The 25,039-nt window shown below is 52.5% G+C and carries 24 protein-coding genes; 7 read left to right on the forward strand and 17 right to left on the reverse strand.

The genetic code is table 11. The features are described 5' to 3' along the window. Positions 1 to 2 precede the first annotated feature (2 nt). From JL719_RS07120 to JL719_RS07135, 4 genes are all read right to left on the reverse strand, one after another. Positions 3 to 971, reverse strand: a complete 969-nt coding sequence (locus JL719_RS07120) for a beta-ketoacyl-ACP synthase III (RefSeq protein ID WP_033158924.1) — start codon at positions 969 to 971, stop codon at positions 3 to 5. Then, positions 968 to 1,996, reverse strand: coding sequence for a phosphate acyltransferase PlsX (gene plsX, locus JL719_RS07125; RefSeq protein ID WP_084153468.1), 1,029 nt, complete (start codon positions 1,994 to 1,996; stop codon positions 968 to 970). The genes JL719_RS07120 and plsX overlap by 4 nt, the downstream gene beginning before the upstream one ends. 210 nt (positions 1,997 to 2,206) lie before the next feature. Beyond that, positions 2,207 to 2,389, reverse strand: coding sequence for a 50S ribosomal protein L32 (gene rpmF / locus JL719_RS07130; protein ID WP_033158926.1), 183 nt, complete (start codon positions 2,387 to 2,389; stop codon positions 2,207 to 2,209). Between the two features lies 1 nt (position 2,390). After that, entirely contained in the window at positions 2,391 to 2,909 is a 519-nt protein-coding gene (locus JL719_RS07135; RefSeq protein ID WP_033158927.1) for a YceD family protein, read from the reverse strand. Positions 2,910 to 2,978: 69 nt separating this feature from the next. On the opposite strand from JL719_RS07135, the gene JL719_RS07140 reads away from it, so the two are divergent. Then, entirely contained in the window at positions 2,979 to 3,557 is a 579-nt protein-coding gene (locus JL719_RS07140; protein ID WP_033158928.1) for a Maf family protein, read from the forward strand. Positions 3,558 to 3,600: 43 nt separating this feature from the next. On the opposite strand, the gene JL719_RS07145 is transcribed toward JL719_RS07140, so the two are convergent. The 9 genes from JL719_RS07145 to JL719_RS07185 all read right to left on the reverse strand — a co-directional run bounded on the left by JL719_RS07145 (position 3,601) and on the right by JL719_RS07185 (position 11,645). Then, entirely contained in the window at positions 3,601 to 4,464 is an 864-nt protein-coding gene (locus tag JL719_RS07145; protein ID WP_033158929.1) for an HDOD domain-containing protein, read from the reverse strand. Continuing rightward, the gene (locus JL719_RS07150) at positions 4,465 to 5,040 is read right to left on the reverse strand and encodes a lytic transglycosylase domain-containing protein (RefSeq protein ID WP_033158930.1); all 576 of its coding nucleotides are present in this window, start codon (positions 5,038 to 5,040) and stop codon (positions 4,465 to 4,467) included. It lies immediately after the preceding gene. 24 nt (positions 5,041 to 5,064) lie between these two features. After that, positions 5,065 to 6,261 (reverse strand): formate-dependent phosphoribosylglycinamide formyltransferase, encoded by a 1,197-nt coding sequence (gene purT / locus JL719_RS07155; protein WP_033158931.1) that lies wholly within the window; start codon positions 6,259 to 6,261, stop codon positions 5,065 to 5,067. Further along, positions 6,258 to 7,850: a MutS-related protein gene (locus JL719_RS07160; RefSeq protein ID WP_033158932.1), complete on the reverse strand. Its 1,593-nt coding sequence runs from the start codon at positions 7,848 to 7,850 to the stop codon at positions 6,258 to 6,260. Before JL719_RS07160 ends, purT begins: the two co-directional genes overlap by 4 nt. Positions 7,851 to 7,883: 33 nt before the next feature. Then, positions 7,884 to 8,867, reverse strand: a complete 984-nt coding sequence (gene hemH, locus JL719_RS07165; protein ID WP_033158933.1) for a ferrochelatase — start codon at positions 8,865 to 8,867, stop codon at positions 7,884 to 7,886. Positions 8,868 to 8,869: 2 nt separating this feature from the next. Beyond that, a complete protein-coding gene (gene folE / locus JL719_RS07170; RefSeq protein WP_033158934.1) occupies positions 8,870 to 9,415 on the reverse strand; it encodes a GTP cyclohydrolase I FolE in 546 nt (181 codons plus the stop codon). A 39-nt stretch (positions 9,416 to 9,454) separates the two neighbouring features. Continuing rightward, the gene (gene dusA, locus JL719_RS07175; protein ID WP_033158935.1) at positions 9,455 to 10,459 is read right to left on the reverse strand and encodes a tRNA dihydrouridine(20/20a) synthase DusA; all 1,005 of its coding nucleotides are present in this window, start codon (positions 10,457 to 10,459) and stop codon (positions 9,455 to 9,457) included. Positions 10,460 to 10,943: 484 nt separating this feature from the next. Next, on the reverse strand, positions 10,944 to 11,252 hold the full coding sequence (locus JL719_RS07180; protein WP_033158936.1) for a hypothetical protein: 309 nt from the start codon (positions 11,250 to 11,252) through the stop codon (positions 10,944 to 10,946). A 204-nt stretch (positions 11,253 to 11,456) separates the two neighbouring features. After that, positions 11,457 to 11,645: a hypothetical protein gene (locus JL719_RS07185; protein ID WP_129871367.1), complete on the reverse strand. Its 189-nt coding sequence runs from the start codon at positions 11,643 to 11,645 to the stop codon at positions 11,457 to 11,459. Between the two features lie 697 nt (positions 11,646 to 12,342). On the opposite strand from JL719_RS07185, the gene JL719_RS07190 reads away from it, so the two are divergent. The 4 genes from JL719_RS07190 to JL719_RS07205 are packed head-to-tail and all read left to right on the forward strand — an operon-like array spanning position 12,343 to position 18,292. Beyond that, positions 12,343 to 13,362: a hypothetical protein gene (locus JL719_RS07190; RefSeq protein WP_101051673.1), complete on the forward strand. Its 1,020-nt coding sequence runs from the start codon at positions 12,343 to 12,345 to the stop codon at positions 13,360 to 13,362. Continuing rightward, positions 13,359 to 13,817, forward strand: coding sequence for a hypothetical protein (locus JL719_RS07195; protein WP_033158938.1), 459 nt, complete (start codon positions 13,359 to 13,361; stop codon positions 13,815 to 13,817). Before JL719_RS07190 ends, JL719_RS07195 begins: the two co-directional genes overlap by 4 nt. After that, positions 13,814 to 16,462, forward strand: a complete 2,649-nt coding sequence (locus JL719_RS07200) for a response regulator (protein ID WP_051670430.1) — start codon at positions 13,814 to 13,816, stop codon at positions 16,460 to 16,462. Before JL719_RS07195 ends, JL719_RS07200 begins: the two co-directional genes overlap by 4 nt. A gap of 42 nt (positions 16,463 to 16,504) precedes the next feature. Then, entirely contained in the window at positions 16,505 to 18,292 is a 1,788-nt protein-coding gene (locus tag JL719_RS07205; RefSeq protein WP_033158939.1) for a sigma-54-dependent Fis family transcriptional regulator, read from the forward strand. A 6-nt stretch (positions 18,293 to 18,298) separates the two neighbouring features. Here JL719_RS07205 and lolA read toward each other — a convergent pair whose 3' ends face one another. Together lolA and mrcB are read right to left on the reverse strand one after the other, a co-directional pair. Next, the gene (gene lolA / locus JL719_RS07210; RefSeq protein ID WP_051670432.1) at positions 18,299 to 18,925 is read right to left on the reverse strand and encodes an outer membrane lipoprotein periplasmic chaperone LolA; all 627 of its coding nucleotides are present in this window, start codon (positions 18,923 to 18,925) and stop codon (positions 18,299 to 18,301) included. A 2-nt stretch (positions 18,926 to 18,927) separates the two neighbouring features. Beyond that, positions 18,928 to 21,255 carry a penicillin-binding protein 1B gene (mrcB, locus tag JL719_RS07215; RefSeq protein WP_084153472.1) on the reverse strand — a complete coding sequence of 776 codons (2,328 nt, stop codon included), beginning with the start codon at positions 21,253 to 21,255 and terminating at the stop codon, positions 18,928 to 18,930. 159 nt (positions 21,256 to 21,414) lie between these two features. Between mrcB and JL719_RS07220 the strand changes: the two genes are divergently transcribed. Both JL719_RS07220 and JL719_RS07225 read left to right on the forward strand, forming a co-directional pair. Then, the gene (locus tag JL719_RS07220) at positions 21,415 to 22,656 is read left to right on the forward strand and encodes a glutaredoxin family protein (RefSeq protein ID WP_033158940.1); all 1,242 of its coding nucleotides are present in this window, start codon (positions 21,415 to 21,417) and stop codon (positions 22,654 to 22,656) included. Positions 22,657 to 22,742: 86 nt separating this feature from the next. Continuing rightward, positions 22,743 to 23,012 (forward strand): PilZ domain-containing protein, encoded by a 270-nt coding sequence (locus JL719_RS07225; RefSeq protein ID WP_020482610.1) that lies wholly within the window; start codon positions 22,743 to 22,745, stop codon positions 23,010 to 23,012. On the opposite strand, the gene JL719_RS07230 is transcribed toward JL719_RS07225, so the two are convergent. Next, positions 23,013 to 23,534 carry a putative metalloprotease CJM1_0395 family protein gene (locus JL719_RS07230; RefSeq protein ID WP_033158941.1) on the reverse strand — a complete coding sequence of 174 codons (522 nt, stop codon included), beginning with the start codon at positions 23,532 to 23,534 and terminating at the stop codon, positions 23,013 to 23,015. It lies immediately after the preceding gene. 213 nt (positions 23,535 to 23,747) lie between these two features. Beyond that, positions 23,748 to 24,848, reverse strand: a complete 1,101-nt coding sequence (gene queG / locus JL719_RS07235; protein WP_033158942.1) for a tRNA epoxyqueuosine(34) reductase QueG — start codon at positions 24,846 to 24,848, stop codon at positions 23,748 to 23,750. Positions 24,849 to 25,039 lie beyond the last annotated feature (191 nt).

The raw sequence follows: 25,039 nt of genomic DNA on the forward strand, positions 1-25,039 counted from the left end.
GTTTAGTACCTGATTAATGCGGAACCCCAGGTAAAACCGGCTCCAAAAGCTTCCATTAATACGGTTTGTCCGCGTTGAATGCGGCCGTCGCGCACACCTTCGTTAAACGCCAATAACACGGATGCGGAGGAGGTGTTGCCTTGGTTTTCCAGGGTCAGAATCACTTGATCCATGGACATGCCCAGCTTTTTGGCGGTGGCGGCGATGATGCGCATATTGGCCTGATGCGGCACCAGCCAATCGATGTCGCTTTGTTGTAAGCCGTTGGCTTCAAGGGTTTCATCGACAATCCGGCCCAAGGTGTTGACCGCGACCTTGAACACTTCGTTGCCACGCATGCTGATGTATGCGGGCTCGTTTTGTTTGGCGATTGCCGCTACCTGCGGGTTGGGGCAATATAATAAATCTTCGTAGCCGCCATCGGAGTGGATATGGGTGGACAAGATACCCGGCTTATCGCTGGAGGTCAGCAAAATCGCGCCGGCACCGTCGCCGAACAGGATGCAGGTGCCGCGGTCGGTCCAATCGACGATACGTGAGCAAATTTCAGTGCCTACCACCAAAACATTTTTGGCAAAACCGGTTTTCAGGTATTGATCGGCGATGCTGAGTCCGTAAACCGAACCTGAGCAGGCGGCTTGAATATCGAAACCGACGCATTGCTTTATGCCCAGACGTTCCTGCAAAAGGCAGGCGGTACTGGGATAGACGCGATCCGGCGTGCCGGTGGCGACGATGATCATGTCGATCTCGTCAGCTGCAATTCCGGCTGCCTCAATGGCTTGTCTGGCGGCTATTTCCGCCATGCTGGAAGCGGTTTCGTCGGCTCCGGCTATGCGGCGGCTTTTGATGCCGGTTCTTTCGTAGATCCAGCTGTCGGATGTGTCCACCGTGGCGGATATATCGTCATTGGTGCGTATGGTTTCGGGCAGATAGCCGCCCGTACCGATAACATGAGTCCAGCGTGTCATTCATCAACCTTTTGGGCCAGCGCGAGTTCTAGTTTTTCGCTGATTTTACGAATAACGCCCTGTGCGACTTCGACTTCCGCCAGATGAATGGCGGTTTCGAAAGCCAGAGCGTCTGCGCCGCCGTGGCTTTTGATCACCAAGCCGCGCAGGCCGATGAAACTGGCGCCGTTATACAGGCGCGGGTCTATACTGTCTTTGAAGCGTTTCAGAACAGGATAAGCGATCAATCCGGCTAATTTGGTCAGCCAGTTTTGCGAAAAACTGTCTTTCAGTTTGCTGCCTATCATTTTCGCCGCGCCTTCGATAGATTTTAGGGCGATGTTACCGACGAAACCGTCCGATACGATTAAATCGACTTTGACGCTGCCGGCGTTGATCGAATTGCCTTCCACGTAACCGATGTAATTCAGTCCGGAATTTTCCAGCAATTTAGCGGCGGCTTTGACTTGTTCGTTGCCTTTCATGTCTTCTTCGCCGATGTTTAACAAGCCGATACGCGGACGCTCGATTTTTTCCACGGCCTTGACCACTTCTTCGCCCATCACGGCAAATTGGTAGAGTTGTTCGGCGCTGGAATCGACATTGGCGCCTAAATCGAGCATGTGGGTGTGGCCGAAAGTAGACGGCAATGTGGAAATAATCGCCGGGCGTTCGATGCCGGGAATCATTTTCAGCACGAAACGGGCTGTCGCCATCAGCGCTCCGGTGTTACCGGCGCTGACGCAGGCGTCGGCCTTGCCTTCCTGGACCAGATTAATCGCCACGCGCATGGAAGAATCTTTTTTGTTCTTCAAGGCTTTTTGCGGCGCTTCGTCCATTTCGACCACTTGCGAGGCGTGTTGAATACTGATCCGACCTTTGAACTCGACCAGCGCTTGGGATAGCAGGTTACCAAGAACCGCTTCATCGCCCACCATGATCAGATTTAAGTCCGGATTTTTTCGTAAACAGGCCAGTGAAGCAGGTACGGTAACTTGAGGACCGAAATCCCCGCCCATGGCATCAATTGAGAGAGTTGAGCTCACGCTTAGGACTAACTCCAGAAGTTGAAAGGAGCCAACAGCTGTCCAGCGACGTGTTGGCTTACTCAGAGACTATCAATAAATCAAATATTACTGCCCGTCATGCTGACGATTGCGCGGTAAAACGCGATGTTTGCGGCCCGTCTTGGACTAAGGGCTGCTCGACTCGATTTGCGAATAAATTACGAGTCGGCCTATGGCAGTTTAAAACGATTAATCTTCGTCGTTGCCGGCAATGATTTGACGGCCTTTGAAGAAACCGTCCGGCGTCATGTGGTGACGCAGATGGGTTTCGCCGGTCAACGGATCCTGAGACAGGGTTTTACCGACTAATGCATCGTGTGAACGACGTTGACCGCGTCTGGAACGCGATACTTTGCTCTTTTGTACTGCCATTTCAATCTCCAGTTTTTTTAAGTTTTGCTAAAACAGAAAAAGGGTTGTTAGCCTTAGTCTGACTATCTGTTGCGCTGTAATCGGCATCTTCCGAACGGTTGTGGGCGAGACAATTGTGTTCATGCCGAGGGTAGTCGGGCAAAGCCAGCAGGATTTCGTCTTCGATCACCGTGTTCAACGATACGGTGTCGCCGTCCAGCAATAGCGGTTCGCAATCGTCCAGTTGCTTTGCTTCCTGTAGCGAAGCAACAACAGCCAATTTAAAATCGATATCCAACGGCCAAGCCAGTGCTTGTAAACAAGACTGACACGCCAATTCCACAACACCCTCGATATGGCCGGCAACGACAATGCGTTTACCTTCCTTACCAAATTCGACCTTGGCGCTAACACTGCCACCATGATCGATCACGCTACCAGACAAGCGCTCGAGCGCAGCGATTTTTATATCCCCGGAAAACGCGCCGCGTCTTTCGGCGAATAATAAGGGATCGATAAGGTCGGGAAACTTGTCTGACATAACTGTACAATGATACAGATAACTAACTGTTGCGTCAAACGCACACCGACTCAAATCACTACCTAACCGATGACCGCCATAGTCCTTGCTTCGAGTTCGAAATACCGTTGCCAGTTGTTGGAAAAACTGGGTCTTGCTTTTTTAAGTTGCAGCAGTGACGTCGATGAGAGCCCGCAAGCCGGCGAATCGCCCTATGCTTTGGTGCGCAGATTATCGCTGGCGAAGGCTGAAGAAGTCGGCAAAATATACCCTAATCATTTAATCATCGGTTCCGATCAGGTTGCCGTGCTGGACCAAGAGATATTGGGAAAACCCGGCGGGCGCGACGCGGCAATTCAACAACTTGCCAAGCAATCCGGCCGGACCGTGCAATTTTATACTGGAGTCTGCGTTTTTAATAGCGTATCGGGCCGGCACCTGAGCGATATGGATGTTTGTAGTGTGCAATTCAAAACGCTGACCTCGTCGCAGATTGAAAAATACATTGATTTGGATCGGCCCTTCGACTGTGCCGGCAGCTTCAAATCCGAGGGTTTGGGGATCGCGCTATTTAGTAAAATTGTCGGCGAGGACCCCAATGCATTAGTAGGATTGCCCTTGATAAAATTGGTGGCTTTACTCGACAAGTTTGGGGTCAATATTCTCTGATTTACCGCGACTTACGGTAGCAGAAAATGCTTGCCAGTACCGTTTAGTGAAATTTTTTGTTCGGTCCGAGTAATTCAAACATCTGCAAAAACTCCTCTTCCACCTGCTCCATTATCGAAATGGTTTGCTCTCGTGTCAGACGCACCAGCGTTAACGATTGGTTAGAAAATTCAGCTACGGCTATTTCCAAGCCATCGGCTTGTTGGCCGCTATCGACCAAGCACGCCGCCATATGCAGTAAATGAGCGTCCAGTTTGTGTATTTGGGCATCGGCAGGATTCAGATAACAGCCTATGGTTTCGTAGAGGGATTCCGGTAAGCCCCAGATTTTTAGTAATTCCCCGCCGACCTCAGCATGAGTGAAACCAATCAGTTCTTGTTCGAAACCGGCCAACAAAGCGCGGTTGTGGTCTGCGGCAAGCAATACGCTTAGATATTGCTCGGGCATTTTTTGACTGAGTATCAGTGAGCCTATGTCGTGTAAAAGGCCGGCCAGAAAAAGTCTTTCGGTATGCAGCACGGCGCTGGCTTTTGCCAGCAGTCGGGCTATCACCGCGCAATGAATGCTGCGCATCCAAAACGAGGTCATGTCGATCAGTTCGCCGGGGATTTTTCCGAAGCGATCAACGACCGTGGTTGCCAATACCAGGTTACTCAAGTCGTCGATGCCTATTACGGTAACGGCGCGGGAAATGGTGTCGATTTTGGCTTGAAAACCGTAGAAAGGACTATTTACTACCCGTAACAAACGCGCACTGAGTGCAGGGTCCTTGGCAATGACCTTGCCGATGTCAGCCAGAGAATAACGCGAATCCCGAATCATTTCGCTGAGTTGAAAATAAATATCGGGCAGGGAAAACAGTTCGGTCGAGCCGGCAATCAATTGCTTGAGGGCAGCAGCTTTCAATTAACTCTTCCGATACAGCGCCATCACGTGCTGCACATAATTGCGGGTTTCGGGATAGGGCGGCACGCTATTATTGTATTTCATCACCGCGCCTTCGCCGGCATTATAACCGGCTACCGCCAAGGTCAGATTGGAGTTGAACATCGCCAGTAAATCTTTCAAGTAGCGGGTGCCGCCATCGACATTCTGTTCGGCATCGCGCCGGTCGGTCACGCCATAGCGGCGCGCGGTATCCGGCATCAGTTGCATCAAGCCCACCGCGCCGGCCGAGGACACCGCATTGGGGTTATAGGCCGATTCGGCTTGAATCACCGCATGCAGCAGTTTTGGGTCCATTTGATGTTTGGCCGCGGCCTTGGCGACTAAGTCGTTGAACTTGAGCTTGTTGCCCGACATGAACTTTAGGTCGTGTTTATAAGTACGCGGTCGGGTGCGAATGATCAAGCGGTAATCAAAGCCCTTTTTCGGTTCGTCGGTGTAATACACCCGACCGCTAGGATCGGTGTATTTAAAAATGTCGGCCCCCGCATCGGTGATGAGCGCTATCGATAGTGTGGCAATCAACAGGGGTTTCATCGCGTCACCTTTTACCGATTGGACTCATTCAGTCACACGAATTAGGCTGGCGGCCTGTAACGCTTTAGCGCGAGCATCATTGACGTTGTCGGCCGTGGCGAGCGCCACACCCATGCGCCTTGACACGAAAGCCTCCGGTTTGCCGAACAGGCGAATGTCGGTGTCTGCGACCGCCAATGCTTGTGCCAAGCCTGCATAGCTCACGGTTTTGGCGTCTATGCCGCCTAAAATCACCGCGCTGGCGGCGGTTTTATCTAGCGCCGTGTTGACCGGCAGGCCAAGAATGGCGCGGGTATGCAAATCAAATTCGCTCTGCCGCTGGCTGGCCATCGTCACCATGCCGGTGTCGTGCGGTCTGGGGCTGACTTCGCTAAACCAGACTTGATCGCCGGCGATGAATAATTCCACACCAAACAAACCCAAGCCGCCTAATGCGGTAGTCACTTTGTCGGCGATTTGCTGAGATAACTCAACGGCCTTGCTGCTCATCGCCTGTGGTTGCCAGCTTTCCCGGTAGTCGCCGTTCTCCTGGCGGTGGCCGATGGGTTCGCAGAAATAGGTTTGCACTTGGCCGTTGCTATCCAACGCCCGGACAGTGAGTAGCGTAATTTCAAAATCAAAGTCGATTTTCGCTTCGACAATCACTTTGCCGGTGTCGGCACGACCGCCGGCTTTGGCGTAGTCCCAGGCGGCTTTTAGCTGATCGGCGCTTTTCACCATGGACTGGCCTTTGCCGGACGACGACATCGTTGGCTTGATAAAGCAGGGGTAGCCTATGCCGCTATCAATTGCGCTCCTCAATTGCTCGAAGGTGTCGGCAAAAGCGTATTTCGATGTCGGTAGACCTAGTTCAGCGGCTGCCAGCTCGCGGATGCCTTCACGATTCATAGTCAATTGAATCGCCCTAGCATTAGGGACAATAGTGGTTTCACCTTGAGCTTCAATCTCCGCTAAGGCCTCGGTGGCAATCGCTTCGATTTCGGGGATGATGTAATGCGGCTGTTCGCGGGCAATCAGGGTTTTTACTGCTGTCGCGTCGGTCATATCAATCACGTGGCTGTGATGCGCCACCTGCATAGCCGGGGCACCGGCATAGCGGTCAACCGCAATCACTTCCACGCCATAGCGTTGCAGCGAAATGGCGATTTCTTTGCCTAATTCGCCGCTGCCCAGCAATAAAGCTTTGGTGGCGCTGCCGCTGTCAGGGGTGCCGATTTTCATGATTTTGCTAAATAGTTATCGATGTCTTGTTTGGAGAAACCAATTTTCTTCGCGACCCGGTCGGCGTGGCTGACTCTGGAAATGCCGGCGATCAATTTAAAAGTCGGCAAGTCGTCGGCAAATTCCACTTGTTTAGGCACGGCGATTTTTCGTTTCACGAACTCATCCACCAATTGATGGTTGTGGGTAATCAAAATAGTACTGTTACCTTTGCGGTAAAAACCGTCCAGCACGTCGATAGACGACTGCATCTTCTCTTCAAAAGTAGTGCCTTCCGCCATTTCGTCAAGCACCACCAAGCTTTTTGCGCTGCTGGCCAAGAAAATATCGCGGGTACGTTTCAATTCCGTACCGAAACGGCCTTCGCCGTCATCGAGATGGCTGATCTCCGGGCATTGATAGAAAATGCGGTCCGCCACGCTTAAATTGGCAGCCTGAGCCGGCACGAAACAACCGATCTGCGCCAACAATTGAATTTGCGTGATGGTTTTGCAAAATGCGGTTTTGCCGCCGCTGTTCGGACCGGTCACGCACACCAGACGTTCGTCGTCCATGCTGAAATCGTTGCCGACATAGGCGGGATTTTTCTGGCCCAGTACCGGGTTTTTCGCGGCGACTAATTTGATATTGTGACGTTCGCTGGCATTCAGTTCAGGTAGTACCATCTCGCTGCCGAAGTCTTCAGCGTATTTAATAAAAGCCAATAACTCATCCAACTGACCCAGACCGTCCAGCATGTCGCCGAGCGCCTGCGAATTTTTATAAATGTTACGCAGGGGTATGATGCAGTTGTCTCTATCGTAGCCGCCAATGACCGGAATATAAGCCAAGGCTAAGGGCAGGAAAAACACCGAAGCTACCGACAAGCCGTCGCGGGTGACCTGGAACATATCGGTCGGGAAAATCTGCATCAAGCCCCAGATGGCGGCGATCAGTAGAGCGATCAACATCGGTTTGAACAGGGTGGGGCGGAAGATTGTCGCCGGCGAGAAGGAGTTTTTGCGCTCTTCTTTGCTTTGCAGGCCTTTTTCGCTGTTGTAAACCGGGCCGACCATCAGCGAGTATTCGTTGCTATGCGAAAAATTGCCGATTTTCTCGAACACGCTTTGCAGGTAAGGGCTTTGCGGTTTGCCGGAGTTGTAGATGGCACCGACCAAATTCAAAACCACGCGGACGCCGCGCACATACTGTTTGTAGCCGTAACCCTCGATTTGGTTATCCTCGCGAGCGGTGCCGAAACCGCCGAGAAACTCGCCGAACAATAACAAGTAGAGCCGGTGTTCCGATGCAGCGGCATTGGCGATAATGTTTTCCACATTGGCGCGGACATCGGGATTGTCTTGAATTTCCCGCACTGCGGCTTGTTTGGCGGCTATCGCCTCCAGATTATCCAAGGGTTGGCTTAGCGAACGATACAGCACCGATTTACCGGCGGTGGTGCTGGCGTAGTTGACGTAATCGAACAATTCGTCCACTTCTATGGTGTTAAACGCGCCTTGGTCGATGACGCCTTCACCGGTGGGCAAGGGTTGGCTCGAGCGCACTGTCGGCCATTCGTCGTTCCAGCTTTGTAAGATGTTTTGTTGCATATTACCCCCGGTTTTTTAGTGGCCGCGCTTTATTTAGTGCACGGTTTTAATTAAATCAAGCATCACCTCGACATGAGCGTCGCTGTCGTTTAAACACGGAATATAGCGATACGTCTCGCCGCCGGCTTCCAAGAAGATTTCCTGGTTGGCGATGGCAATCTCTTCCAGTGTTTCCAGACAGTCTACCGAGAATCCCGGACAAATCACGTCCACGTTCTTGATGCCTTGTTGTGGCAATTCCTGTAACACTTCCACGCAATAGGGCTTCAACCACTCGGCTTTGCCGAAGCGCGATTGAAATACCAATTTCCATTGTTCGTCCTTGAGGCCTAATTGCTCGGCGAGCAGGCGGCCGGTGGTTTGGCATTGATAGAAATACGGGTCGCCCCATTCGGTCAGTTTGGCCGGTAAGCCGTGAAATGACAGCAACAGCAATTCCGCTTGGCCGTTGGCTTGCCAATGCTGGCGCACGGATTGGGCCAGGGCTTCGATGTAACTGGGGTGTTCATGAAAGTCGCTGATGAAGTGCAGGCCGGGCATGTGCCGCCAACTGACAAATTCCTCGGCCACCACGTCGAAAATCGAGGCGGTCGTGGTGGAGGAATATTGTGGATAGAGCGGCAGAATGACGATTTCGTGGACGCCTTGTTTTTGAAAATTTTGCAATTTTTCCCGCAACGCCGGCTTACCGTAGCGCATCGCGCAATCGATGATTAAATCGGCGCCGTCTATACCGGTAAAACCTTGCAATTTGGCGGTCAGCTTTTCGGTGAATACGATCAAGGGCGAGCCTTGCTCGGTCCAGATCGATTGATAGGCATGCGCCGATTTTTTAGGGCGAAACGGCAGCACGAACAAATTCAGGATCAGCCACCACAAGGGTCTGGGCAGATTGACCACCCGCGGGTCGCCGAGAAATTCGCGCAGGAAGCGGCGTACGTCGCCGGTTTTTGGGGAGGCGGGCGAGCCCAGGTTGACCAGTAACACCCCGATCTTTTTTTGGCCGGTTTCAGTCATGGTTACTTGCGATTGATCAGGTTCAGGAATTCGGAACGGGTGCTTATTTCTTCTCTGAAGATACCCAGCATGACCGATGTGGTCATCACCGAGTTTTGTTTTTCCACGCCGCGCATCATCATGCACAAGTGCTTGGCTTCGATGACTACCGCTACGCCGCGGGCGTCGATGGCGGTTTCCACCGCTTTGGCGATTTGCCGAGTCAATTGTTCTTGAATTTGCAGCCGCCGACCGTACATATCAACGATACGGGCCAGTTTGGACAAGCCCAAGACTTTGCCTTTAGGCAAATAACCGATGTGGCATTTGCCAATAAAGGGCAATAAATGATGCTCGCACAAAGAGTAAAGCTCGATGTCTTTTACAATTACCATGTCTTCGGTATCGGCTTCAAATATCGCGCCGTTCAATACTTCTTCCAGGGTTTTTTCGTAACCGTTATTCAGGAATTTGAAGGCTTTAGCGGCACGTTTCGGCGTGTCCCGCAAACCTTCCCGATTCACATCTTCGCCTATTGCTTGAATGATTTTGGAGAAATATTCTTCCATTGCCGCCCTCGAGTAAAAAAATGTCGTGAGTATACAGCATCAAACTGTAAATTCTAAGGCGTCCAAAACCACCTGGCTACCGGCGCCAAAACGGGTGGCGTTTTCGCTGAGATGGCGGCGCCAGGCCCGCGCACCATCGACCCCATGAAACAGACCCAGCATATGCCGGGTCATACAATGCAGTCTCACGCCTTGTTGTAATTGCTGCTCTATATAAGGCAACAGGGCTAATACCGTTTCTTGCCGCGACGGGATGGAATGCTCGTCGTTAAACAAGCGCCGGTCTACTTCTGCTAGTAGATAGGGATTGTGATACACCTCCCGGCCTAGCATGACGCCGTCAAGTTGCTCTAATAAATCGAGCGAGCTATCCAAGGATTCGATGCCGCCGTTGATAACAATATTCAGCATCGGAAAATCTTGCTTCAATTGCAACACCACGTCATAACGTAGCGGCGGTACGTCGCGATTTTGCTTGGGTGAAAGCCCGGATAGCCAGGCTTTGCGGGCGTGCACGATAAAGGTCTCGCAACCTGCCGCCGCTACAGTGTTTATGAAGTGTGTCAGTTCTGCGTAAGAATCGCGATCATCGATACCAATCCGCGATTTCACCGTCACCGGCATCGATACTGCCTGGCGCATGGCTGCCACGCATTCGGCTACCAGTTCGGGTTCTGCCATTAAGCAGGCGCCAAAGCGGCCATTTTGCACGCGATCACTGGGACAGCCGACGTTTAAATTGATCTCGTCGTAACCATAGTCGGCGGCAATTTTGGCGCATTCCGCTAAATCCGCTGGATTGCTGCCGCCTAGCTGTAAAGCCAGTGGGTGTTCCTCTGGGCTGAACTGTAAATGCCGGTCACGGTTGCCATGCAATATGGCGCCAGTGGTGACCATTTCCGTGTATAGCAAGGCATGACGGGATAAGGTGCGGTGGAAATACCGACAGTGTCGGTCAGTCCAATCCAGCATGGGGGCCACTGAGAATCGGTAGGCCAGGTGTTTGTCAGCTTGGGGGGCGGTATGGTCGCGGTCAGCGGTCATGGGTGGTTCTGGTGGTTGGGAATCAGGATTCAAATTGGTGAGTTTATTATACTTTGCCGGGCTGAATAAAAACCGCAGTAGGAAATCAGCCCGTGCTGAAGGCTGAAGCAGGAAGGCGATAGGAGAATATCAGTGTGCTTTATCGGCGTAGACTTTGTTGGTCAGTTCTTTAAACCAACGCGGCCTGAAAATCACTAGGTATAAACCGATGCTGCTGGTAATCGGAATGGGGCTGACACTAAACAGCATGAACACGATAAAGACAATCGCACAGTTGATTCTGCTCAGGCTTGTCGGATGCGTATTGGCCCGCTGCTATTAGATGAAGCTAAAAGTTAACACCTTACATCTAAATGTTGCAGATAGATCAAAAAAAGCCTTGGTGCCGTGTTGACGCCGCCTTGACGAGTGATTTGGGATTCGGGATGGCTATCTGGCTTGTCCGCGCGGACGATTCAAAATTATACGGATTGCCGAAAAACACTCATTTGTATTGTTTGCTAGCTTTGTTTTCGGTCAGGCTACTAACGCATTTACTGTAAGTTTGTTTGGTATGAAACTGATGGAGCGAATTGCTAACCGGCTGGACCAAAGCACGAGTGCCGGGTTTTAGAGGGCGAGAGGCAAGTGCGTTAATCGTTTCCATGCTGCCTATGCATTGCTTGGGTTTTGGCATGGTTGCGGCGGGGGCGTTTTGGGTGGCCAGAAATACGCCGATTATGATCAGTACGAAGCTTATGCCGCAGCGCTTTAGTTCGCGTATACAAGTTTTCAGGATGTCTTCGGAATTCATAGTTTGTCTCCTTATGTTGGGGTTATAAAAACTTAGCGAGCTGATGCGCATGTTTCAGGTATTCGCGCCAATCGGTTCGCTGTGGGCAGCTGAGGCGCTGAATAACGACGCCATTTCGCGATCCGGTTGAACGTGGCCTCAAGCCTACGATGGTTATCGGCAAACTTTCATTGTGGCGCGGCCAGCCTTATAACAAGGCCATGCTTAAACCAATTTGAAGTGAATTTTTGCCACGCGGTTTTTTGCCTGTATTTCTTGGTGAATTTCCAGTGCTTCACTACGCATCTGGGCGCAAAATGCACAGAGGCCTTCGTGGGCGGTATGTGACTTTTCATGGGCTGACAATAAGTCGCCGCACCTTTTGCAACGAGTAATCCGCTGGAGTGTTTTCATGGTGATCACCTCGTAATCCGAATGTCTGAAAATAATGCGCTATGGGTTTGTTGGTTATCCCGCTCTTCGTCATCGCAGAGCTACGCTATACAGGGCAAAACCAATGCCACTACAAAACCGTGTGCACCTTAATTATTCTAAGTAATTGTTTATGCATTATTTTATGAGCTGGCAATGTTGGAAAACAGTGAAAAAATGCACAAGAAATTGTTGATTTCAGCACTAAATATCGTATCGCTTACGAAATGTCGTACAAGGTGTCAGCGCCAGTCGATGATGCAGGGGCGTTAGACGCTTTTGCAGGTTTAAAGTTGGTATGAATTTTTAGGTTAATGGCTGTCGCTACAGGGGTATCTCCAGCGCTGGCTCGAAGATTTGTAATCGGCGGGCTAATAAGCGGGTTTAATCAAATCTACCTCTGTCTTGAATGATGCTGCTCAGGTGCTTGATCTGCACTTAAGTTTTGACGAAATATCGTCAACCATTCAAAAATATGTGATACATTTCGCTTCAAACGTATCGGGAGAATATTCCCAATTAACTAGGTAGTATGAGTGTGCTACCGATGAAATGCTTGAGAGTCCGCATGCGGCAACGATACTATCCGGCCATATTTAAAACGCTAAACGCTGCTATCGTTTCCTATGTCTGCGCACTCGCAGTCCTAGTGCCTGCCTCTGTAGTTGCCGGGGGCCATATGGGACATATGCCCAGCCATGGCACCACCGGGCTGCCGGGTGATTTGTTATTGTTTCCGGCTGTGACCGGCATCGAACGTTTCGATCAAGAACCGCAGAAAAAACTCAGTACAGGTGACGTTATCCCCGAGATTAACGTGTTTTACACCACCGACTATCAGCGCTTCCGCTTTCTCGGCGAATGGCTGGTCAGCACCAAAACCCATAATCTGGAACGCTTTCAATTAGGCATGCATGTTGGCGACGAAGCCACGCTGTGGTTGGGGCGCTTTCATAACCCGATCGGCTATTGGAACATGCAGTTCCACCACGGCGCGTTTCTGCAAACCACGATCAGCAGGCCCGGTATTATGGCTTTCGAAACGGCGGGAGGCGTGATTCCCAATCATTTGACCGGGTTTTTATGGGAAGGTGTCCACGATCTGGGTGAGGGCGGCTTGTATTACACGGTTGGCGCTGGTGCGGGCCCGCAAATTAATAAAGGTTTGGAAGCGTTCAATCTGGTGGAGCCGGGAGGTTCCCGCCGGCCTGGTGTGTCGTTTCGGTTGGGCTACCAACCTATCAGCTATGGGGTCGACGAATTCGGCATTTCCGGGGCCTACAATCAAATTCATTCCGACGAACTGGCCGTTAAAAACGTTAATCAGTTCGTCGCCAGTGCCTATGCCGCTAAGCAAATCCAATCGCTAAGATTATTAAGCGAAATTGTCTATGTGAACAATACCTTGGAAAGTCCGTTGGGCGGCAAAACTTACGACGATTTTCTCAGCGCTTACGGGCAAGTGGAATGGGACCTCAATCCGGCCTGGACTGTGGTCGGGCGCGTAGAAGGCACTTTTGGCGGCAGGGACGATCCCTACCTGGCGATGTTTCCTAAATATGTCGAGGACAGGTTTCTCGGCGGCATACGCTATAAGCTCAACCACACGAATGCCCTAAAGCTAGAAGCCTCCCGCGATCATTTGCGCGACGATCATTTCGGGCAAGTGATGTTTCAATGGAGCGCGGTGTTCCCATGAAACTGCTGCGCGGTCTTTGCATCATTGTTTTGCTGTTGCTGCTTGGAGCGCAGAGCCTATGGGCTATCACTCGCCATTCTCTGGTATTGGCCACCAGCGCCAACTCGTCGATGCCGGCTCTAACCGTGCAAGAAGCCAGAAAATTGTTCTTGGGCGTACCTTTGGAGAAGGGCGGCGAACACCCCGTGCCCTTATTAAATATCAGCGATCCGTTAATTTTCGAAGTATTTCTGCAAAAAGTGGCCTTCATGTCGGCTAATGCCTATGAAAGTCAAACCATATCGGTGGTTTTCCGCCTCGGCGGTAAGCGTCCGGAGAGTTTTAACGATCTGAAGAGCTTGGTCGATACGCTGCAACAAAATCCGGGTACGGTGACCTATTTGTGGGAAGATCAAGTCCGGGCCAATCAAGGCCTTAAAGCGGTTAACGTGTTATGGCAGGGAGCCCTGGAATGAGTCGGTTTTTTCATAGTTTTAACGGCCGAATGATTCTGGCGGTTGTCGGCATTCATTTACTGCTGGTGCCGGTGTTGTTGTTCGGCATTTATCGGGTAATCAAACCCAGTTTGGAAGCGCAGTTTGTCAATTACGTCCGCTCCGATGCCTTGCTGTTCAGTAATCTGGTGACACCGCGCCTGCAGCACAGTAAGGCCGGCGAATTGCAAGGCTTGTTAGGGGAGTTTCTGTTGAATGGCCGTTTGGCGTTTGCGGAAATCGCCACCGAGCGCGGCAATATTCGCGCCGACATCGAACTGAATGCGCAGCAGCAATTTCAGGAAGATTTTTTCTTCGGCGAGCACGACGACGATATTTATTTTCTAGCGGTGCCAATTTTGAATCCTGAAGACGGCTCGTTGGCGATGCTAAGGCTGGGTTACGACGAGCGGCAGATTCAACGCGACATTGCCACGATCTATCAGCGTAGCGCCTATTTTGTCGCGGTTTACATGGGCTTGACGCTGCTGGTGGTGGGATTGTTCGGGCGCAAACTGGTTATGCCGCTGGAACGTTTACGCGACGAAGCCGAACAAATCGCCGCCGGCAATCACACCGGGCAATTTAATTCCGGCACCAAAATTACCGAAGTAGCGGCGTTGGCCGAGCATCTGGAAAAAATGCGCCAAGCCTTGCTGTCCGCCCGCGACGCGGCGTTGCAGGCCGCCGGGGCGAAGAGCGAGTTTCTGGCTAATATGAGCCATGAAATCCGCACGCCGATGAATGGCATCATCGGCATGATAGGTTTGGCCCTGCGTACAGATCTTACGCCGCAGCAACGCGAATTTCTGGGGATGGCGAACAGCTCGGCGGATGCTTTGCTGCGCATCGTCAATGACATTCTGGATTTCTCCAAGATTGAGGCGCGTAAGCTCGAACTCGATCATGCACCGTTCAAAGTCCGCGAAAGCCTCGGCGACACCTTAAAGCTGCTGGCCGGCCATGCCCATGAAAAAGATCTGGAGTTGATGTTGCGCATCGACCCGGAAACCCCGGACGATTTGCTGGGCGACGTCGGCCGTTTGAATCAAGTCATCATTAATCTGGTCGGCAATGCCATCAAATTTACCCAGCATGGCGAAATCGTGGTGCAAGTCAAACCGGAATCGGTCGATGAAAACAAGGTTTGTTTGCAGATTGCGGTCAGCGACACCGGTATCGGTATTTCCCCCGATAAACAACAGCTTATTTTCGAAGCCTTCGCGCAGATAGACGCTTCGTCCACCCGAAAATTCGGCGGCACCGGCCTGGGTTTGTCGATTTCTTCGCGCTTGGTCGAGTTGATGGGCGGGCATTTGTCATTGGAAAGCGAAGAACATAAAGGCAGCACTTTTTTCTTTACCGCCGTGTTTGACCGGCACACTAAAAGCGAGGCCGACGCGCCATTTCAGCCACTGATAGACGTGAAAAATCTACCGGTGTTGATCGTGGACGACAATGCCATCAATTTACGGGTGTTCTCGGAAATCTTGAACCATTGGGGCATGCGGCCCACCACGGTGGATAGCGGCGAGGCGGCCATCACCGCATTGAAGAGTATGGCGGAAACCGGCGAAGCCTACGCTTTGATTTTACTCGATGCGATGATGCCGATCATGGACGGCTTTATGGTGGCGCAAGCCATCAGAGAGGATCAACGCTTCGAGCCGGTAACCATCATGATGTTGTCGTCTGCCGACCGGCCGGACGATTGCGAACGCTGTCACGATTTGGGCATCAATTTGTATGTGCGTAAACCGGTCAAACATTCGGAATTGTGGAATGCCATTCAATCGGCGTTGGGTAAATCCGCCAAAGCCGCAGAAGCCGCGCTGACAGTATTGGCCGAGCCGCCGCGTAAGTTAAGAATTTTGTTGGCGGAAGATAATCCGGTTAACCAATACATGGCGGTGGTGTTGCTGGAAGAGCGCGGCCATACCGTGAAGGTGGCCAACAACGGCCAGGAGGTACTGGATATATTGGCTACCGATATTTTGTTCGATCTGATCTTAATGGACGTGCAGATGCCGGTAATGGACGGTTTTCAGGCTACCGAAGCGATTCGGGCCAGCGAGCGCGAGACCGGTAAACATATGCGGATTATCGCGATGACCGCGCACGCCCTGAAAGGTGATAGGGAACGCTGTTTAGCCGTTGGTATGGACGATTACATCGCCAAACCCGTGCAGGAGCAGGATTTGTTGGCAATGGTGGAGTGTTGGAATATGGCGGGAACAGAGCAAGCGGATAAGCACAGCATGGCGTCGGCGCTGTTGGCTGAGCCGGCGCTGGATTGGCAACAAGCCTTAAGCCGGGTGCGCGGTAGACAGCAGATGTTGTGCAAAATGATGACTTTATTTCAGGAACAGTCAGCGCCGCTGCTGAATGACATGGCCGATGCGATACAGCGTCAGGATGCCGAATTGTTACGGCTATCCGCACATACCCTGAAAAGCTCGGCCAACAGCATCGGCGCCTTCCCGTTCGGCAAGATAGCCCAGCAGCTGGAGACGATGGGCCACGAGGCTGCCTTTACTGATGCGGCCGCCAGTTACGAGTTACTGCAACAAGCCAGCATTCGGCTGGAGCCGGCTATTCAGGAATATTTGCACGAGTTTCAGGAATGATGCTGCCGCCGGTGGTTGGGATAGGTTAAGAAGGAGATAGGCATGACTCATAAGCGCCAGCGCGATAAACCGTTAATCTTGATGCTGGACGACAATCCGGTTAACTTGGAAGAGTTGGCAGGCTTGGTCGATGAAGCCGGCTTTGACGTATTGCGTGCGGAAACGGGCGAAATTGCCTTGGTCCAAGCCGTGGCCCAATTGCCAGACCTGATTCTGTTGGACGTGCTGATGCCGGGCATGGACGGTTTTACCGTCTGCCAGACCTTGAAAACCATTCCGACGACGCGCGATATTCCGGTGTTATTCATGACGGCCTTGGCGGATACCGCCGATAAATTAAAAGGTTTTCAAGTCGGGGCGGTGGATTACATCACCAAGCCGTTTCAATACGAAGAAGTACTTGCCCGCGTGCAAACCCATCTGACGCTGCAAAAGTTGAAGCTGGAGTTGCAAGAAAAAGAGCAGCGCCTGTCGCGGATTTTCGAGAACGCGATGGATGCGATTCTGACGCTGGATGACATCGGGCGGATTACCTTATTCAACGCGGCGGCCGAACAGATGTTTCGCTGCAAAGCCGCCGACAGCATTGGCCGGGCGGTGGATAGATTTTTGTCGCCCGAGCTTTACAAAACGCTAACCAATTTTCGCAACGGCGTGCCGGCCGAGCAGGCCATTTGGGTGTCGGAAGGCATGAGTGCGGTACGCGCGGATGAGAGCACTTTCCCCATCGAAGCCACCATTTCCCGCGTGGAAGCCATTGGGCAGAAACTGTATATCCTGATTTTGCGTGACATCAACGAACGTAAAGCCCGGCAACAGGCCGAAGCGGAATGCAATACCTTGCGCGGCATCAATCTATATCTACAAGAAGAAGTCTTGGCCAGCCGCGATGGCGAGGAATTGATCGGCAATTCTCCGGCATTGCATCAAGCGATGGATCTGGTCAGGCAGGTAGCCAACACCGACGCAACGGTGTTAATCACCGGTGAAACCGGTACCGGCAAGGAATTGATTGCTCGGGCGATTCACAATCTCAGCGCTCGCAAAGACAAAACCTTGGTGAAATTGAATTGCGCGACGATCCCGGAAAATCTCGCCGAAAGCGAGCTGTTCGGTCACGAAAAGGGCTCGTTTACCGGGGCGATTGCTCGCAAATTGGGACGTTTTGAACTGGCTAACGGCGGTACCTTGTTTCTGGATGAAATCGGCGAATTGCCGTTGGAGATGCAGGCCAAATTATTGCGGGTGCTACAGGAAGGCGAATTCGAACGGGTGGGCGGCACGCAAACCCTGACCTGCGATGTGCGGGTCATCGCCGCCACCCATCGGGATTTGGCGCAGTTTTCGCAACAAGGTAAATTCCGGGCCGACTTGTATTACCGTTTAAATGTGTTTCCCATTAATTTGCCGCCGCTACGCGAGCGTAAGGAAGACGTGCCGTTTTTGGTGAAGCATTTCATCGATAAGTACGCGGCAAAATTCGGCAAGAAAATTCAGTCTATTCCGGAACGGATGATGGCTGATCTGCAAAGTTATTTCTGGCCCGGCAATATTCGCGAGCTGCAACATATCATCGAACGTGCGGTGATTTTAACCAAGGGCAGTCAACTGGCCGCCGTGGATTGCGTGAATGTGATGGGGGCCGGCGGCGCGCCCAACGCGGCACCGATTGTCACGCTGGACGAAGCCGAGCGCGCGCATATTTTGAAAGCGCTGGAAGCCACGTCCTGGCGAATCGCCGGTAATCAGGGAGCGGCGAAGATTTTGGGGGTGCCATCCACGACTTTGCGGTCGCGGATGGAAAAGCTGGGGATTAGTAAACCGGCCTGACGGGGGCTAGTTTTCAAACACATCTACGCCTTTCGGCGCTTTGAAATTAAACAAGGCGTCGTCCAGCTTGGGATTGAGCTGGATGTTGGAAAAATAAATACGGGTTAATTGGCCGAAATTGTCGCTCAGTTCCATACCGCCCAATTGGTTGCCGTTCAGGCCGATCAAAATATACTTGAACCCGCTTTCTTCATTCTTGGGTGATAGTTTCACCCAGTTCATGCCGTCGTCTTCCTTGCCTTGTTCCTGCAGGATGAATTTTTCCTCTATATCCACTTCGCCGGTCAATAACAATGCCGGTGTGGAACCCAGCGAATCGTCCAACTGTTTGACCGTCACCTGTTCCAGGTCGGCATCGTAAAACCAGACTTTGCCGGTATTGGACACAATCTCTTGCACAAAGGGTTTTTGGTAGTTCCAACGAAATTTGCCGGGTCGGCTCAGATAAAATTTACCGGTGCTGTTTTGCGCGGGGCGGCCGCTTTTATCGAAACTGGTTTGCTTGAAATCCGCCGTCAAGGAACTGCTGCTGGCTAAAAAGCTTTTCAATCGGGCAATCGGTGTTTCGTCTGCCCAGGCTGACGAGGTGGTGGCGATCAGGAAAATCAGAGCAAAAATGTGTTTAAGCAACATAGTTAAAAAGGGTTCAGGTTATTAAGCCAGCTTTCGCCGGATTCCGGACTTGCTCCGCAGTCGGCAAATTGGCTGGGTCCGGAGCCATCCACGAACGGCATCAATTTAGCGCCGGGGCAGCCTTCATTGCTGAGCAAGCCGCTGGCAGTATCTATCCAGGTCATCTGTACATTATCGGGCGGTACCAGGCTGACCGGCTTCTTCGACACTTGCCGCATCAGCTCGGACCAGATTTGCAAGGCGCCGGTTCCGCCGGTCAAGCCGGTCGGTTTGTTGTCGTCGCGGCCAACCCATACCACCGATAGAAAATCGCCGCTAAAACCGGCAAACCAGCTGTCGCGTAATTGATTGGTGGTGCCGGTTTTGCCGACTAAGGCCATGTTCTGCGGCAAATAGTTATACGCGGAATGGCCGGTGCCGGCATACATCACTTCTTGCAAAATGGTGTTGGTAATAAAGGTGGCGGCTGGGTCGACCGCTTGACGCACGGTAAAAGGATAACTTTGCAGGGCTTTGCCGTCGGCGGCGTTTACCGCGCGGATCGAGCGCAGCGGCGTGGCAAAACCGTCGCCGGCCAGGGTTTGGTAAAGCTGCGTGACTTCCAACGGCGTCAAAGGTTGCGCGCCCAACAGGAAGGACGGAAACAAATCCACCGGCCGGCTGACCCCCATGCTTTTTAAGGTGTTGGCGACTTTGGCCAAACCAATGTCCATGCCAATCCGCACAGTCGCCATATTGTAGGAGTGGGTGAGGGCGCTATGCAGCGGCACGATGCCGTGTTCCTGATTATCATAGTTGTCCGGCGACCAGGTTTTGCCTCTTTCGGCTGGAATTTCCAGGCGGGTATCGCTGATCGGCGTGGCGATGGTGTAGCGGTCCGGATATTCCAGTGCGGTCAAATAGACCACCGGTTTGATCAGCGAACCTATCGGCCGCACCGCGTCCAAAGCGCGATTGAAACCGGTGTCTTCGGCGTCGCGGCCGCCGGCGAGGGCGACAATCTCGCCGCTGTCGCGGCGGGTAACGATGGCGGCGGTTTCCAAATCGTTACTTTTCGGACTTTTCTCCAGATTTTTCAGCTTGCTGGCGATGGACTTTTCCAGCGTGTCCTGGATACGGGTGTCCAACGTCGTGACGATGCGCAAGCCTTCGGAGGTCAGATCGTCTTCTTTATATTCCTGTTTCAGTTGGCGTTTGACCAGATCGATAAAACCCGGATAGCGATTGGCGGAGCGATGAATCACCGTCGCGACGCCTATCGGTTGTTTTTTGGCTTCGCTCAGTTGCTGTGCGTCGATAAAACCTTCCGTATGCATCGCATCCAGCACGATGTTGCGGCGTTCCAGCGTGTGTTCAGGATTGCGGCGTGGATCATACTCGGACGGCCCGCGTACCAATGCCACCAATGTAGCAACTTGATGCAAATTCAGGGTTTTTAATGATTGCCCAAAATAAAATTCGCTGGCCAAACCAAAGCCATGCACAGCGCTGGCGCCGTCTTGGCCCAGGAATATTTCGTTCAAATAAGCTTCCAGAATTTCGTCCTTGCTGTAGCGATATTCCAGAATAAACGACATCAAGGCTTCTTTCAGCTTGCGGCGTAGCGTGCGTTTGGGATTCAGGAAAAAGTTTTTCACCAACTGCTGGGTGATGGTGCTGCCGCCTTGCACCATGCCGCCGGCTTTCACGTTGGACCACATGGCGCGGACGATGCCTTTGGGCGAGATGCCGAAATGGTTGTAAAAGTCCTTGTCTTCGGTGGACAGCAGGCCTTGCACCAGGGTTGGCGGCGCTTCGTCCAGTTTGATCAGAATTCGGTCTTCCTTGCGGGTGGGATAAAAGCTGCCGATTTGCACCGGGTCCATGCGGACGATGGCCAAACTCTCGCCGGTGGCGGCGTCGGTAATACCGGCGATGCCGCCGCTCGTGAAACTCACGCTGATATTGCGGCTTTCCTGAGGCGTATTGCCGAAATTAAAGGCGCGGGTGCGGATGTTGATCTGGCCACCCTTAATGGAATAGGAGCCTTCGCCGGCCAGTTGGTTGTCCTGGCGGTAATGCAATTCCAGCAATAAGTCTTCCAGATTTTTGCTGGAAATTTCGTAACCGGCGTAAAGCTCGACGGGGCTGGCATAGACGCGGGCCGGAATCGACCAGCGCTTGCCCTCGAATTGCTGGCGTACCGTGTAATCTAGGTAGCTAACATACACCGCCAATACGAAAGCCCCGATCAGCACTAGCGAAACCAGCGCGCGTTTCAGCCACGATGCTTGGGGTTGCGATTTTCTGCGTCTAACGGTCGATTTGCTGCTTCTGGGTCGTCTAGGCATTAAGTCGGTATCTGATCTCGCCGACGGCAGTTAGCGGCGGCTGTGTGAATGGGGCGAAGATGGCACCTGCTGGTTCGGCGCAGTTCATTTAGCTTACTATTATCTAATAAAATGCCCACTTCCGCACAGATTGCTGGCGTTATTGAGGAGAATAGGCGAGTGTTGATACTGAAACTGTTTCCAAAATGCTTGGCCCAGCTACCGTCGACACTGATGCGTTTTGGTTTGGTGCTGGTGCTTGCGCTGGCAATCATGCCGAGTGTCGGAGCGGTTGAAAACCGGATCGATATCGAAGCTTTTGTACGTAACGGTTGTCCGCATTGCCAACAAGCCGAACAATTTTTGGCGGTGCTGCAAGGCGAGCAACCCGGTTTACGGATAGTTATTCGCAATATCTCTGCTGAGCCAACCGCCTTGGAGCGATTGCAGCAGATTACCGAATCCCGGCAAGCCGGGCCAATCAGGTTGCCGACATTTCTGGTGCATGGCGAATACATCGTCGGTTATTCCGAAGAAGCCGGTAGTAGCGGTTTGATTAGGAATGCCTTGCGTGCCGGTGCGCTGCCGAGTGAAGTGTCCGGCGCAGAAGCCGGTAGCTGTGAAGTGCAAGTCAGCGAGTCCTGCGATGTGCCGGTTAGCCAGCCACCCGCACCCGCAACGGAGGTGTTTGCCGTGAATTGGTTTGGCAGGCGCATCGGTCTTGATGAGGTTGGTTTGCCGGCTTTTACACTAGCCATGGGCTTGCTGGATGGCTTCAATCCCTGTTCGATGTGGGTGTTGATTTTGATGATTTCGATGCTGGCACCTATGAATAATCGGCCCCGGATGTTGGCGGTGGCCGGCACGTTTGTTGTCGTCGAAGGGATGGCTTACTTCGTGTTTATGGCCGCCTGGTTGAATCTGTTTTTACTGATAGGCTTATCGCGAGCTTCGGAATTGGCTATCGCCGGCATTGCCGTGTTGGCCGGCGCGATCAACCTGAAAGATTTTTGGGCGTTTGGCAGGGGTATCTCGCTGTCGATTCCGGTTGCCGCCAAACCCGGTATCTACAACCGGATTCGGCGCATCCTGCAAGCCGAGAATTTGGCGGGCGCCATGTTGGGGGCCGTGGTACTGGCTTTGCTGGTCCAGATCGTCGAATTGTTGTGTACCTCCGGATTCCCGGCCCTTTACACACGCATACTCACCTTGCGGGAATTAAGCGGCTGGGACTATTACGGTTATTTAATGTTGTACAATCTGGCCTATATGCTGGATGACGTCGTTGTGCTGGGTGTGGGAGTCGTGACCCTGAGTCAGCATCGTTTGCAGGAAAAAGAAGGTCGTTGGCTGAAATTGCTTAGCGGCTTGGCGATGGTAAGTTTAGGGTTGTATTTAATATTGCGCGGTTTAGGCGAGTAGATGGCCGGTTGGCGTGGGGCGCTGATTAACAGCACTTTTCTTTATCACTACACGTGCGATAGAACCGAAACGAGATAGGAGAATTCGTGATTGATAACAAGCGCAGGCACCCGCGCCTAAAGCACCGTGCCAAAATCAGGATGACGGTGCCGGCATCGGCTGAAGCGGTCGTGGTGGATATGCGGGACTTTTCCGAGACTGGATTGTTTTTACTGTGTGCCAACGAATTAATCCCGCCGATTGGCGCGCTAGTGGAAGTGCAAACCACCGAATTCGACGATGCGCCGATACAAACTGCGATTGTGGTGCGGGTAGAGCCGGACGTGGGGTTTGGTCTGGAGTTTGCGCCGCGTTGATCAGGCGGTCAGGTCGAGGAGCTCGCCGTTACGGCTGGGTTGCTTTTGCGAATTCAACAATTCTCCGCGAGCTTTATTAGCCATCGCCGCTGCCTTGGCGGCGATGCTTTGATCCGGGCCTGAGGGACTGGCCGGCGCTAATGCCGCGCGGCGGATAGTCTCGGCTTTGCGCAGAGTCGCTTCCGGGTCGCCGGCAACCTCTGAGACATCAATATTCACTTCACCGCCGGTGGCGTAACGTTGGCCATCCGGCCCCGTCACAAAAGTAAAACGCGCACCACTGACAGCGATACCGCCGGCGGCACTTAAATGAGCTTGCTCGTGCGCCCGAACTTCCTGGTCGCGGGCTTTAAGCTCGGCAATTTGGCTTAGCTGTTCCGGACTGTATTGGCCGGATTGGGCGTTTGCGCTTTTCGCAGTTTGGGCGATAGGTTCGACAGGCGCCTGTTCGCCGCTCGCGGCTAGATTGCGACCGGTCAGCCGATATAGCGAAGTTTGATGGGAAGAGGCGGTGACCAGCATGTTGGGCCTCGAACGGATTGTGTTAACTGGCTCTAAGAATACACCTTGACTTCATGCTGGTTCAAGTCATCAAAGCATATTTAGCCTGAGTTTTCACGGTAGGGGCGATTATCGCAGTCTGGCTGATTAAATCCCTTTTACTCGCGATTCCAGCAACTACCAATCCCGTTTGTTAATCGCACTCGGCTCCGGCTTGCGCTGGGAAAGACGCTTCTAAATTGTCGGAAGTTCCGGTTCAATGTGCAAACTGTCCAATTTCTGCAAAGCCCATTGTGCATGCTCGCGCACCATCTCCGATTCATCACTCAATCTGCCGGCCAATGCCGTCTTAGCCGCATCAGTGGCTTTGCCATTACCCAGCGCCACAGCGATATTGCGCAGCCAACGCTGATGACCGATGCGGCGAATCGCCGAGCCTTCGGTTTTTTGCAGAAACTCCGTTTCGGTCCAATTGAACAATTCAAGCAAAGTCGCCTGGTCCAAGCGATGGCGGGGTTTAAAATCGCTTTCCGCGCTAAGTTTGGCGAAACGGTTCCACGGGCACACCAATTGGCAATCATCGCAACCGTAAATCCGATTGCCCAGCAAGGGGCGCAATGCCACTGGAATGCTGCCGTGCAATTCGATAGTTAAATACGAGACGCAACGGCGGGCATCAACCTGATAGGGGCCGACGATGGCTTGGGTCGGGCAAATATCCAAACAAGCCCGGCATTGTCCGCAGTGGTTGCTGACGGGCTGATCGCTGGGTAAGGCCAAGTCGGTATAAATTTCCCCGAGAAAAAACCAGGAACCGGACCGGCGATTGATCAGGTTGCTGTGCTTGCCTATCCAGCCCAAGCCGGCTTTCTCGGCGATGGCTTTTTCCAAAACCGGCGCGCTGTCGACAAACGCCCGATAACCGAACGGGCCAATCTCCTCGGCGATTTTGTCCGCGAGCTTTTGCAAACGATTGCGTAACAGTTTGTGGTAATCACGTCCTAAGGCATACCGCGATACGAAGGCGGCGGCCGGGTCGTCTAATAATTGCTTGCTGATTGCCGATGGTTCCGGCAAATAATCCATCCGTGCCGAGATAATGCTGCGTGTGCCCTCCTGCAATAACGCCGGTCGGCTGCGTTTTAAACCGTGTGCGGCCATGTATTGCATCTCGCCGTTAAAGCCCTTGTCCAACCAGTCGTGCAGATGCCGTTCGGCGGCAGTTAAATCCGTGTCGCTGATACCTATCTGCTGAAAGCCCAATTCTTCGCCCCAATGCTTGATGCGTTGGACAAGTGCGTTAAGATCTTCGGCTTGGGTTAAAGGCGTGTGCAATTTACGGAACCTTGGGAAATAGTAGGGGAGATCGTCGTGGCCTAGTAAGGAATGGCTCGCGAATAGCTGGATAAGCTAACCGTATCAAACATGAAGATCAACCGTTAAGCTGTTCAAGTCACTGGTAAGAAATCCCTGCCAGTCACGAAGGATTACGTAGAAAAGCTAAGCGGGGCGTTTTATGATCGACG

Origin of the sequence: Methylomonas sp. LW13 (assembly GCF_016865255.1) — a bacterium.
GTDB lineage: Bacteria > Pseudomonadota > Gammaproteobacteria > Methylococcales > Methylomonadaceae > Methylomonas.

Bases quoted from the DNA above. Each gene is read 5' to 3' on its own strand.
- JL719_RS07185 (WP_129871367.1), bottom strand. From the start codon at position 11,645: ATGAAAACACTCCAGCGGATTACTCGTTGCAAAAGGTGCGGCGACTTA.
- folE (WP_033158934.1), bottom strand. From the start codon at position 9,415: ATGGAAGAATATTTCTCCAAAATCATTCAAGCAATAGGCGAAGATGTG.
- mrcB (WP_084153472.1), bottom strand. From the start codon at position 21,255: ATGCCTAGACGACCCAGAAGCAGCAAATCGACCGTTAGACGCAGAAAA.
- JL719_RS07190 (WP_101051673.1), top strand. From the start codon at position 12,343: ATGGGACATATGCCCAGCCATGGCACCACCGGGCTGCCGGGTGATTTG.
- JL719_RS07200 (WP_051670430.1), top strand. From the start codon at position 13,814: ATGAGTCGGTTTTTTCATAGTTTTAACGGCCGAATGATTCTGGCGGTT.
- lolA (WP_051670432.1), bottom strand. From the start codon at position 18,925: ATGTTGCTTAAACACATTTTTGCTCTGATTTTCCTGATCGCCACCACC.
- hemH (WP_033158933.1), bottom strand. From the start codon at position 8,867: ATGACTGAAACCGGCCAAAAAAAGATCGGGGTGTTACTGGTCAACCTG.
- dusA (WP_033158935.1), bottom strand. From the start codon at position 10,459: ATGACCGCTGACCGCGACCATACCGCCCCCCAAGCTGACAAACACCTG.
- JL719_RS07180 (WP_033158936.1), bottom strand. From the start codon at position 11,252: ATGAATTCCGAAGACATCCTGAAAACTTGTATACGCGAACTAAAGCGC.
- JL719_RS07195 (WP_033158938.1), top strand. From the start codon at position 13,359: ATGAAACTGCTGCGCGGTCTTTGCATCATTGTTTTGCTGTTGCTGCTT.
- JL719_RS07150 (WP_033158930.1), bottom strand. From the start codon at position 5,040: ATGAAACCCCTGTTGATTGCCACACTATCGATAGCGCTCATCACCGAT.
- JL719_RS07140 (WP_033158928.1), top strand. From the start codon at position 2,979: ATGACCGCCATAGTCCTTGCTTCGAGTTCGAAATACCGTTGCCAGTTG.
- JL719_RS07120 (WP_033158924.1), bottom strand. From the start codon at position 971: ATGACACGCTGGACTCATGTTATCGGTACGGGCGGCTATCTGCCCGAA.
- rpmF (WP_033158926.1), bottom strand. From the start codon at position 2,389: ATGGCAGTACAAAAGAGCAAAGTATCGCGTTCCAGACGCGGTCAACGT.
- JL719_RS07160 (WP_033158932.1), bottom strand. From the start codon at position 7,850: ATGCAACAAAACATCTTACAAAGCTGGAACGACGAATGGCCGACAGTG.
- purT (WP_033158931.1), bottom strand. From the start codon at position 6,261: ATGAAAATCGGCACCCCTGACAGCGGCAGCGCCACCAAAGCTTTATTG.
- JL719_RS07205 (WP_033158939.1), top strand. From the start codon at position 16,505: ATGACTCATAAGCGCCAGCGCGATAAACCGTTAATCTTGATGCTGGAC.
- JL719_RS07135 (WP_033158927.1), bottom strand. From the start codon at position 2,909: ATGTCAGACAAGTTTCCCGACCTTATCGATCCCTTATTATTCGCCGAA.
- JL719_RS07230 (WP_033158941.1), bottom strand. From the start codon at position 23,534: ATGCTGGTCACCGCCTCTTCCCATCAAACTTCGCTATATCGGCTGACC.